This window comes from Microcoleus sp. PH2017_34_RAT_O_A, assembly GCF_020737885.1.
Taxonomy (GTDB): domain Bacteria; phylum Cyanobacteriota; class Cyanobacteriia; order Cyanobacteriales; family Microcoleaceae; genus Microcoleus.
The window spans coordinates 42,838-54,234 of the sequence record NZ_JAEQDD010000061.1; the positions used below are offsets into that span (position 1 = coordinate 42,838).

At 45.9% G+C, this 11,397-nt stretch carries 10 protein-coding genes and 1 pseudogene; 7 read left to right on the forward strand and 4 right to left on the reverse strand.

Features of this window, described 5'->3' with window-relative positions; translation table 11 throughout:
* Positions 1-192 precede the first annotated feature (192 nt).
* Positions 193-1,044 carry a hypothetical protein gene (locus tag JGK11_RS20600; RefSeq protein ID WP_293212641.1) on the forward strand — a complete coding sequence of 284 codons (852 nt, stop codon included), beginning with the start codon at positions 193-195 and terminating at the stop codon, positions 1,042-1,044.
* Entirely contained in the window at positions 1,041-2,237 is a 1,197-nt protein-coding gene (locus JGK11_RS20605) for a tetratricopeptide repeat protein (RefSeq protein WP_293212643.1), read from the forward strand. The genes JGK11_RS20600 and JGK11_RS20605 overlap by 4 nt, the downstream gene beginning before the upstream one ends.
* Before the next feature lie 243 nt (positions 2,238-2,480).
* Here the strand turns inward: JGK11_RS20605 and JGK11_RS20610 are convergent, their stop codons facing one another.
* The 3 genes from JGK11_RS20610 to JGK11_RS20620 all read right to left on the reverse strand — a co-directional run bounded on the left by JGK11_RS20610 (position 2,481) and on the right by JGK11_RS20620 (position 7,074).
* Entirely contained in the window at positions 2,481-3,962 is a 1,482-nt protein-coding gene (locus JGK11_RS20610; protein ID WP_293212645.1) for an S-layer homology domain-containing protein, read from the reverse strand.
* 185 nt (positions 3,963-4,147) lie between these two features.
* Entirely contained in the window at positions 4,148-6,268 is a 2,121-nt protein-coding gene (locus JGK11_RS20615) for a hypothetical protein (RefSeq protein ID WP_293212647.1), read from the reverse strand.
* A 131-nt stretch (positions 6,269-6,399) separates the two neighbouring features.
* Positions 6,400-7,074, reverse strand: a complete 675-nt coding sequence (locus JGK11_RS20620; RefSeq protein ID WP_293212649.1) for a polysaccharide deacetylase family protein — start codon at positions 7,072-7,074, stop codon at positions 6,400-6,402.
* Positions 7,075-7,154: 80 nt separating this feature from the next.
* Between JGK11_RS20620 and JGK11_RS20625 the strand changes: the two are divergent.
* From JGK11_RS20625 to JGK11_RS20645, 5 genes and pseudogenes are all read left to right on the forward strand, one after another.
* A pseudogene (locus JGK11_RS20625) lies at positions 7,155-7,466 on the forward strand (DUF433 domain-containing protein).
* A gap of 258 nt (positions 7,467-7,724) precedes the next feature.
* Positions 7,725-7,886 carry a rubredoxin gene (gene rd / locus JGK11_RS20630; RefSeq protein WP_293181151.1) on the forward strand — a complete coding sequence of 54 codons (162 nt, stop codon included), beginning with the start codon at positions 7,725-7,727 and terminating at the stop codon, positions 7,884-7,886.
* A 24-nt stretch (positions 7,887-7,910) separates the two neighbouring features.
* Positions 7,911-9,158, forward strand: coding sequence for an NAD(P)/FAD-dependent oxidoreductase (locus JGK11_RS20635; protein ID WP_293181154.1), 1,248 nt, complete (start codon positions 7,911-7,913; stop codon positions 9,156-9,158).
* A gap of 165 nt (positions 9,159-9,323) precedes the next feature.
* On the forward strand, positions 9,324-10,043 hold the full coding sequence (locus JGK11_RS20640; protein ID WP_293181157.1) for a hypothetical protein: 720 nt from the start codon (positions 9,324-9,326) through the stop codon (positions 10,041-10,043).
* 67 nt (positions 10,044-10,110) lie between these two features.
* Positions 10,111-10,884 carry a class II aldolase/adducin family protein gene (locus JGK11_RS20645; protein ID WP_293181160.1) on the forward strand — a complete coding sequence of 258 codons (774 nt, stop codon included), beginning with the start codon at positions 10,111-10,113 and terminating at the stop codon, positions 10,882-10,884.
* A 107-nt stretch (positions 10,885-10,991) separates the two neighbouring features.
* Here the strand turns inward: JGK11_RS20645 and JGK11_RS20650 are convergent.
* Positions 10,992-11,397 (reverse strand): DUF4351 domain-containing protein (locus JGK11_RS20650; RefSeq protein WP_293181163.1); only part of this gene is annotated, 406 nt, incomplete at its 5' end.

The window sequence follows — 11,397 nt, forward strand, 5'->3', positions numbered from 1 at the left end:
CGCGAGCGGGGACGCTCGCACTGTAAAGAAATTGCTTTTTTGCAAAAGTGAGATGCTCCCGTCCTTACTACGAACCTGAAACTTAGAAGATAGGACTAAAGTCCTTACTACGAACTTCAAATAGGGAATATATGACTAAAGTCCGATGCTGCAAACAGGTTTTTAGTAAGTGCGATTGAGCAATATTAAATAATGTGCAATCTCCGTCAAAGTATAGTAATTTATCGCTGTCAAAATCGGGAGTTAGAAACTACAAAAGAGTGCACAATTCCCCGAGTGTGGCTGAGTTCGGGTACGCAGCTAGCTGTTGACACTTCGCCCGATCGCCTTCAGTATTGTGAAGGTGCTTTTATGCCCAAAGAACCTTGGAGGGAACCGACGCCCGCAGAGTCGGCGCTGCTTTGGACAGACGAACCGCCGCCCCACTATGCGGGTGTCGGAATTGTGCGTTTACCTGCGGATGTTTTGGCTTTGTTGGCTGATGCTGCTATCGCTTCGCTAACCACTCCCCTACAGGTGGCTGAGTTTAAGTCTCAGAAAAAATGCGGACAGATACTCGATCGACTAATTGACTATTTTAAGCCTTTTTGTCTGTCGGATTCGCCGCCAGTTATCAGCGGTATGGGAGGCCGACAGCCGGGATTGAGTACGGCGACAATTGATAACAAACGCGGTTGTCGCAACGGTTTGCATACTGATAGTTGGGACAATCTGCCGCTGGATAAAAAGCAGGAGGCTACTAATCGGATTTGTGTGAATTTAGGGCGGGACAGCCGTTATTTTTTGTTTGTGAATTTGACGGAGATGGACATTTTTCAAATGCTGGGATGTTCTGGTGCTGATATTGGGAAACCTTGGACGCGACAGTTAACTTATCAGTTTATGCAGCGCTACCCAGAATATCCGGTGGTGAAGCTGAGAATTGCACCGGGTGAGGCTTATATTGCACCGACTGAAAATATGATTCACGATGCTTCTACGGCAGATATGAAGCATTTGGATATTAAGGTGATGATGCGCGGTTATTACAGGATTCCAGTATGAACTTTGATGACAGTTCTGTGGCAGATTCACTAAAGGAAGAGGGGAAATTGCAACAGTCGATCGCGCTTTACGAAAATGCGATCGTCCAAAATCCCAATTCGCCCTCAGCTTACTACGATTTAGGAAAAGCCCTGCAACAAAACGGCCAAATTGCCGCAGCCGTCGCCTGTCACCAAAAAGCCATTCTCCTGCAACCAAACTTTACCGCCGCTTACTTCCCGTTAATGTACGCGCCCCTCCCCAAAGATTCTCCTCTCATTGACGGTTTGGTGGCTCTGTACCGCGAAGTTATCGAGATTTTGCCAAATTTTCCCTTAGCCTACATTAACTTGGCTGTGGCGCTGAGCAAGCAGGGAAAAATCCAGGAGTCGATCGCCCTTTTCCAAACCGCAGTCCGCTTGCAAACTGTAGCATCTCGCCCGGAACTGTCGCAAGTAAAATGGAATTCAACCCAATTGCGCGAACCCGATTTCATCATCATCGGTTCTCCGAGGTGCGGCACAACTTCTCTCTACAAATATATCACTTCGCACCCGCAGATTTTACCTGCTGCCAATAAAGAAATCTGTTTCTTCTCAGAACATTTCAACAAAGGATTAGCTTGGTATCAAGCGCACTTTCCGCCGCCAATAGACGCGCATCATTTTTTGACAGGAGAAGCAACTCCGACTTATCTGACTCACCCGCTAGCTGCGTCAAGATTGCACGGATGTTTGCCAAAAGTTAAGCTGATTGTGATTTTGCGAAATCCAGTCGATCGCGCTTTGTCGCACTATCAAATGCTGGTGAGGCGCGGAACGGAATCCAGGACGTTTGAAAAGGCGATCGATGCCGAGTTACAATTACTCGCAGACGCTACCGAAACAAGTTTAGCAGATAAAAGTTATTGGAAAGATTGTCATTATATTTATAAGAGTCTTTATGTTTGCAGTCTCAAACAGTGGATGAATCTTTTTCCCAGGGAACAGTTTTTAATATTGCAGAGTGAAGAATTTTATGCGAATCCGGCTGCGACACTCAGCCAAGTCTTTAATTTTTTAGATTTACCAGATTATCAACTCCGCGACTACAAACAATATAACGGTGGTAATTATCAGCCGGCGAATGATGTTGTCTGTCAGCGACTGCACGAATATTTTCAGCCGCACAATCGAGAATTAGGGGAATATGTGCAGAGAGACTTTGAATGGTAAGCAAAATAAATAAAGTCCTAGATGCAACTGTCATATTAAATATAAGGTACGTAGTTGCGCTTCAGCGCTCTTGTATTATATATATAAGAGCGCTGAAGCGCAACTACGTACCTAAAAATTAGCCACCATGAGAGTGTCATTTGCATCCATGATTGAGATAATTAACCAGTTAAGGTGCGCCTAGCGCACCCTACATCTTATCCGCGCTTGTCCGCGTTCATCTGCGGTTAAAAAAATCCAAACCTACTTACTCGCATAACCAGTGCTCACCAAAAACTCGCGCAACTTCCCAAAGAATTGAGTGCGATCGCGCCCTTGATAAACTCCCTCCAACAACCGCCAACCTTCTGCCTCCTGGCCCGCGACATACTTGCTCGCCATGAAGGTCGCCAACACGCCTTTTACCTCTGCATCTTCGCTCGATCGCTTCCGAGATTCCAGCCACAACTCAGCACCATTGGTGTATACTTCCACCGGATATTGCTTCGTAACATCTTCCATTTTACCTGGCCGGTACTGCCAAATTTGCAGCGGTAAGCGAGAATCCGCATAATTGGTAAAAGCCTCAGCAAATCGCCCGTCCAGACTCTTGAACTCCGGGATATCATTTTTGCCAAAATCGACAATTTCGTAACTCACATTGCCCCAAAAATGCTTGATGTGAGTGTATTTCTTTGCGGCTGAGTCGTAGCGGTAAATAAACGAATAATTGCAACAGCGGACGCCGCTTTTAATTGAGACTAAATCTGCCAGCACTTCCGGTTCCTTGTCGCCGTCCAAATCGCGGATTCGCACGGATAACAAACGCCCTTCGGATACTTCGTCGCTGGCTTTTTTGTCGGGATTGTCTGCTAGAGAACGAGTGGGAATCAGCACTGGTTCTTCTAGTAACGTTTTACCGTCACGGATAATTTTGATGCGGATATTTTTAGCATTTTCTGCTTCTTTGACAAAAGACACTTCTGCCCTAACTTTCCCAAACTCCGAGATTTCTGTGGTTCTCGGCGGGCCGATATTCGGCGGAACTTGCGCGATGTATTGCGAGGGAACTAAGGCTGTTTTGCCGGGTTTGGCGATCGCCTGACACAGAAAAGTTGCTACTTCGGCGCGAGTAGCATTGCGTGTCGGTTCTAGCTGTTTGACGGCGGGATAGTTGACCACAAGTTGTTTTTCGGCGGCGGCGGCGATCGCATTTCTCGCCAATTCGGGAATGTCTCGCGCATCTTCAAAAGTCGCATTCAAAATCTCAGGCGCTGAACCAGCAGGCGTATATTTCAAGCCGCTGCTTAAGGCGACCAAAACCTGCCAGCGGGGAATGTTCAAAGTCGCGTTAAAAATACTACCACTGGAACCGGACATAAAACCCGTTTGATATGCTTCTCGAATTGCTTTATAACCCCAGTAATTCGTGGGAATATCTGCAAAGTCGATCGGATTCCGGACGGTTTTGGCATCAGGAAAAGCCCTCCGCAGCATCGCTGCAAACTCAGCGCGGCTGACGGGGCGGTTCGGGCGAAAAGTGCCGTCTTCGTAATAGCCGCTGATGATTTTTTTCTCGGCTAATTCTTCTATGCAGGCTTGAGCCCAATGGTCTTTAACATCTTTAAATTTGGCTTCTGCCAATGCTGGCGCTACATTTAAGCCGGGAAACACTAAATTGCCGATGATTATCCCCAGGGCTACCACTAAAGCGATGACAGCTTGACGTTTGTGCGATCGAACCATACCACAGCCTCCTCATAATTCGCAAATATACCAAAACCTACAGCACTTATGCACTCATATTAAAGAAACCGGCTTTTTTTACGAAAATCTTTGGCTGTAGCCCTCAAATTAGGTGAAAAACCCGGTTTCTTTGGTGGGAATGCGTAATTCCTATTGTAAAAAACCCTCGTTTCTGACTATCTCTGCTAAAACAAAGCAGCAGTAGCGCCTGATACACGGAAGCGTGGAATAATATAGGTGATAGCAACTTTGTCACCTGCGATCGCGATGTTATCCCCAAAGGAACTAACTCTTAGAACTGTTGTAGGCGGAAAGGATAAAGTTGCTCCTGGTGGAACTGTACCCAAATAAGTCTCTATCAAGTTCCCTGTTGTACTGTTAAAGCGATATACAGCGCCTTGAGACTCGTAAGAGCTGGCTCCAATCAGAATCTCACTGTCTGTAACTGCCAAACTACCTCCGAAACCATCGTTTGTGTATAAGTTGAAATCGGGTTGGTTTGGGTTGGAAAATTTTCGGATCAATGAGCCTGTATTGCCGTCAAACAGGTACGCTGCACCCCTACCGCTATCGGCAAATGGCGCTCCGATGAGAACATCATTACCAACTGCTGCGATCGCCTTGCCGAAAGTAAAGCTGCCGTCTCCAGGATCTGGGCTTGGTAAAGTCTGGAGAAGTTGACCGGTGATGCTATCGAACAGATAAACTGCTGCATTAATGGACGGTTTGTCTGTTAAGCCTGCGATCGCAACTTTGTTTCCGACAGCACTTGCATATTCGATCGGAAAAAGATTTCTCGGGATGGGACTGAAAAAACTTTGGAGTAGCGCGCCTGTATTGGAGTCAAACACGTATGCAGGAGCCACTTCTTGATAACTGAAAGGTAAGTCTGGAGGGGGAGAAATCAGAACGTTGTTACCAACAAAGGCGACTTTTCTAGCAGCGTCCAAGTTAGAAAGTTTGGTATTGTCAGTGCTGAAGCTTTGGAGTAAGCCACCTGTATTCGTATCAAACAGATATGATTGGTTGTAGTCAGATGCAATCAGGGCTTTGTTGTTAGCTAGAGCGACTTGAGTGCCAAATACAACAACAGGATATCCCGGCCCCGGCGGAAAAAAAGACTGCACGTATTTCCCCGTATTGGTATCCAACAAGCTAGCAGATCCTGCAGATTTTACAAAAGGGGCGATGCCTCCGAAGAGCAGTCGATCGCCGTCGGCTGCGATCGCATTGACGAAAGTGAAGGTTTCAATCGGAGAGGGTGGGTTACTATCGTCTAGAACTTTTAATGTAGCTGTATTCTGCGTGCTAATATTGGTGATGCCCGTAGGTTCGGTCAATGTCAGCAAAGCCGATCGAGGATAATGACGAATTTCATCATCGACTAAAGGAATATTAACAGTTTTAGGTGTAGTGTCTCCAGCGGCAAAATTGACTGTACCTAACTTGACTGGAAAAAAGGCAGCATTTAAGTTTGATGGCCGCAGGCTGGCCCCAACAAATGGATTGGGATAATCCAGCGTTACTGTAGCGCTGACAGCAGCGTCACTGCCGTCTGTGCGAGTCACGGTGACAGTTTTGGAAACACTGCTTTCATTGGTGATGAAATCATTGGTGCTAAAGGCTAACGTGCCGGGAACAATAAAGTCCGATCGAGCTAAAGTGCTGCTGCTAACATCTTTTAAAACTGCCAAAAACTCCCCTGTATTTTGCTGAATTACAGTATCGTTTGGATTTTGAGAGTCGGGCAAAATTCTGAGATTTTCAAACTGAAGCCCTTCTGCTAAGGCAATTTTATCCTCGCCCTTGTCAAAATCAGTAATAGTATCTGCTAGAGCAACTGTAGAACCGCCGAGTTTATTTGTGAGTACAAATACGTCATTGCCTTCGTCTCCGGTGAGAGTATCTACACCAATATCGCCGTTGAGAGTATCGTTGCCGAAGCCGCCAAACAGTGCATCATTACCTTTTCCTCCCCGCAAAATGTCGTCGCCTGTCAAACCGATGAGAGAATCGTTGCCTACTTCGCCTTTGAGTAAGTCGTTGCCATTTTCTCCTACCAGCAAATCCTCGCCTTTGCCGCCATAAAGTGAATCGTTGCCATCATTGCCAAAAATGTGATCGTCACCAGCATTCCCTAGAATCAATTCTGCATCTGAGGAACCCGTTACAGTATCCTCTCCGCCCAACAACCAGCCTCCCCCAGAAAAATTAACAAGTTGTCCCACGAAAAGCGTAACATTTTTCGATGTGTCGTCTCCTACCAAGCGCGACGGGTTATAAAAAGTGTCTGCTTTTAGTGCCATCTTCGCGTCCTCTTTCCTAAATTGAACTTTTGAACATAAACCGGGTTTTTCGATCGCAATACTTGCTGAAACCCTTAATATCCGTTTAAAACCAGATTTTTGAGTTTCCAGGAGCGATCGCACTGACGCCATCAGGTAGAAATTTGTTGCCAAAGGCGATCGATTGTTACAAACTTGTAACCTTTATACAACAGCAATGGAATAATTTTATCAGCAGAAGTCGCCACATCTTCGCCGCCGCAATAACCGTCGTGCAGTACAATTATTGAACCATTTTCTGTTTGCTGCACGACGCGACTCGTAACTTTCATCACCCCCGGCCGCACCCAATCTTCCGGGACAACACTCCACATTACCGGGCGATATTCCCACTGTTGCAATAACTCTAATGTTCGCGGCGTAAAAATGCCGTTTGGCGGCCGCACGTCGCGGATTAATTTTGGGTCTAAATCGCAAGCTTTGCTAATTGCTTTTTGCGTGTCTGCTAAACTTAGTTTGAGTTCGTGAGTTTTGAGTTTGGCAAACGATACGTGCTGGTAGCCGTGGAGGCCGATCCAGTGTCCGCGATCGTATACTTCTTTAGCCGTTTCTGGATGCCTGTCCACGCAAAAACCCAGCCAGAAAAAACTCGCTTTGATGTCGTATTTATCTAAAACTTTTAGCAATTGAGGTGTGTGCAGCCGGTGCGGCCCGTCGTCAAATGTTAGGGCAATTTCTCGGCTGTTGATATCTCCCGTCCACAGACATTTGGGAAAAGCCGATTTGAGAATGGGATGAACGACAGGAAACAAAGGTGCTAAGGGCATTGGTTAATGTTGCGAAAGTGCGATCGGGTAGAAATGAAGCTGCATTACAATAAATTAAACTTAACTCAATCGAGGTAAATATGACAACTGCCGTTGATATTGGAACGCTAATTGTCAGCACGCCGGGAACTTGCGGCGGCCGCCCGCGAATTGCAGGAACTAGAATTACAGTATAAAACATTGCTATTGATTTTAATGCCGGGATGACTCCACAACAAATCATTGATGAAATACCGCACTTGACTTTAGCACAAATTCATGGGGCATTAGCCTACTATTTTGCGAATAAAGACCAAATCGACACGGATATAGCAGCAGAAAATGCTGAGTGGGAGTGCTTGGAAGCAGAATCTATGGGGTGCATCTGGTTTTTGAAGAGGACTCTCGCATGACCGCATATAAATTATTAGTTATAATCCCATATTTACCGAGGTCATGCTTCGCCCCTACAAACATATTTGCTTGCACAAGCCGCTGCACCCAAAAAAATGTGGGACGATGCTCTGAGCAGCATCCTATTTATTTTTGCCCGAGGTCTATTTGATAATTGTGAATTGTAACTTGTGAAAGATTTAATTTTTCTGGTATTGCACAAAGTTGATCTGTAATGTACAATTTACTAGCTAACAATATAAAATTGAGCGAAGCAAATGCAAAAATACGTTTGTACAACTTGCAATTATGTCTACGATCCAGAAGTAGGCGACCCCGACGGAGACATAGCGCCCGGTACAGCCTTTGAAGATATCCCAGACGATTGGGTTTGTCCCACTTGCGGGGTGACAAAATCCGATTTTGAACCAGAAGAATAAGCGAGAAAAAAATTGTCCGATCGAATGTTAAAAATTACAGTCATAGGCGGTGGCGCTGCGGGTTTTTTTAGTGCAATTACCTGCGCTAAAACCTACCCGCAAGCCCGCGTCACTTTACTAGAAGCAGGCCGCCAAGTCCTGGCAAAAGTTCGCATTTCTGGCGGCGGACGCTGCAATGTCACTCATGCTTGTTTTGACCCCGGTGTTTTAGTGCAGAATTACCCCAGAGGTGGAAAAGCTCTGCGCGGTGCTTTTACTCGATTTCAACCCCGCGATACTGTTGATTGGTTTGCCAGTCACGGTGTGAAATTGAAAACAGAAGAAGATGGGCGAATGTTTCCGATTACAGACGATTCGGCGACAATTGTTAACTGTTTGATCCGCGCTGCTGAGGATGCAGGCGTGAGAATTCGCACGGGCGATGCAGTCGTTTATGTAAAGAAGTTAATGGGGAATGGCGCAGAAGACGGTCACGGGGATATTGCCTCTACATTTGAAGTTGAGTTGAAGTCGGGGGAGAGTTTTAAGTGCGATCGCATTTTACTCGCTACAGGTAGCAATCCGTCGGGTTTCAAATGGGCAAAAGAGTTAGGTAATACTGTAGAAGTGCCAGTCCCTTCTCTATTTACTTTTAATATTGCTGATAACAGAATCAAAGATTTAGCCGGAGTTTCGGTTCCGAATGCTAAGGTGAAATTGCCGGGAGCAAAATTAGAACAAAGCGGGCCTTTGTTAATCACTCACTGGGGTGTCAGTGGCCCTGCTGTACTCAAACTTTCGGCTTGGGGTGCGAGATTTTTGCACGATCGCCATTATCGAACATCTGTGCTGATTAATTGGCTTCCCCAGTACAATGCAGAGGTTTTGCGGCAGCAACTGCTGGGAGTCAAATCGCAGTTGTCGCACCGATTAATCGTCTCTAGCTGTCCGTTTCCGATGCCGCGCCGCCTCTGGGAACGTTTGACAAGTTCGATCGGCATTGACGAACAAAAACGCTGGGCTGACTTATCCAATAAGGCGATCGATAAACTCCTCCTCGAACTCGTCCAAGGCGAATATCAAATCGCAGGAAAAGGCGCATTTAAGGAAGAATTCGTCACCTGCGGCGGTGTCAACCTCAAGGAAGTGGATTTCAAGACAATGGAAAGTCGCCGCTGTCCCGGACTTTTCTTTGCTGGCGAAATCTTGGATATCGACGGCGTGACGGGCGGTTTCAACTTCCAAAGTGCGTGGACTACGGCGTGGTTGGCTGGAATCGCGATCGGCAAATGATACTATTTTAGGCTTTGAGATTGGTCGATCAAGGTTTGGGACTTGCGATCGGCTTGCCAGTATTAAATTTTGTGTTATTTTTGAATCAAGGCGCATCAACTGTGCGTCAACTTCAGAATGCAGACAAAATTCGCAGTTTTGCGTACTTAACATCGGGTGAGAGACATGAAAAACTTGAATCTACAAACCCTAAAGTTCGATCGCCACCTTGACTCACCTTTCCTCGAAAACAACGGCTTACTGGAATTCAACCCCAAATTTATCACTCCCGAATTTTTAACAACCTGGACGTTTGAAACACACCTGTACGACGAAAAAGTTGCGATCGACCACTTTGTCATCACATTTCCCAGTCGCACTCAACTCGAAAACTACGCCGAATCTTTTCGCCCCTTCGGCGCCAAAACAGTTGAAGGCCCCGACTTATTCCCAATCAACTTTTGTTCGGAAAACATTAACATTCCCTCCGATTTATGGCTGCATTTAATGACATTATTAATGCCAGCCGGAGGCTTAGTAGTATTGGATGCGCCCCACGCAGCCGGCGACCAAAAAAACCGCTTCCAGCAAGAAAGAGGATTAGCAGCAGTTCACCACGTCGCGATTCGAGTGGAAAACGTGCAGAATGCTGCTACAATATGGCAAAATAAAAACTTCAAGCCCCTGTCAGATCAACCTTTAAACTACGGTTCATTAACCCAGTGGTTTCTGCAAAACCCCGCCGGACAAATCATCGAATTAATCGAACGGCGCCCCGGCAATAACGCCACTTTCGACTGCAAAAACATAGTAGGTTTGCGCTTGAGCGAAGGAAGTTCGGCAACGGATTCTGTAGCGGAGGTAACGGATGTCAGTCAAAAGTCTGAGGAAACGCGGCTCAAATAACAAATAACAAATAACAACCAATGCCCAATTCCCAATTCCCAATTCCCAATTCCCAATTCCCAAATATATGATTGCAGTAAAAGTTCCAAAAGTCACTTTTCAACCGCCCACATTCAACTCAATTGAAGAAGAACGCCGCCACCGCAAACAGCGTTTAGCCGCCGCACTCAGATTATTTGGTCGTTTCGGATTCAGCGAAGGAATTGCCGGACACATCACCGTCCGCGACCCCGAACACCTAGATTATTTCTGGGTAAATTCCTTTGGAATGCACTTTAGTTTAATTGGAGTCAGCGACCTAATTTTAGTCAACCACAAAGGCGAAGTTGTTGAAGGAAATAAACCCGTAAACGAAGCAGCATTTGCCATTCATTCGCAAGTTCACGCAGCCCGGCCCGACGTAATCGCAGCAGCCCACGCCCATTCACCCTACGGCAAAAGTTGGTCGAGTTTGGGCAAGTTGCTTGACCCGCTGACTCAAGATGCTTGTTCTTTTTATGAGGATCACGCTTTATTTGACGATTACACCGGAGTTGTTTTGGAAATCGAAGAAGCTAAACGCATCGCCAAAACTTTAGGAGATAAAAAAGCAATTATTTTACAAAATCACGGACTGTTAACAGTAGGTGAAACAGTAGATGAAGCAGCTTGGTGGTTTATTGCAATGGAACGTTCTTGTCAGGCGCAGTTAATGGCCGAAGCAGCCGGAAAACCCATTCTCATCAAGCCAGAATGTGCTCGTTTGACACAGCAGCAAGTAGGCTCTCACCGCATGGGATGGTTTAGCTTTCAACCACTTTATGACATGATTGTGCGCCGAGAACCAGACTTGTTAGATTAGCTATGTGGTGATAATTGGTAGGGTGCGTCGCTACCAGATATTCAACAAACTTGTAGATTATAGATGGATCCCCACCCTACTCTAGACTTGTAGGGTGGGTCATACTTTTATGCTGACATCGATTCCAACCAAGTTATCAAATCCTGTTGACTGGTAAAATCTAGCAAAATTTCTCCTAAATCATCTAATTGTTGGGAAGATAACTGCTGGATGCGAGTTTGGATTGTTGCTGGTATTTCACCAGTACGTCGCGTGATTTGACGCAAAATTAATGCTATTTGTCCCTCAATTAGACCTTCTTGACGGCCTTCTTGGCGACCTTCTTGCATCCCTTTGATAACAGCACCGCGTTGGTCTTCAAAAAACATTTCCCGTTTTTCTAATGCTTGTAATTCCTCAAGGTTTAAACTTGACCTGTTGGCGATATTAAAAGCTGTTTGCATTTCGGGTACTGATGCAAATTTTTCCGGTATTTCCTCCAGTTCGGGAGCATTTTTGATAAAATAAGTCCAA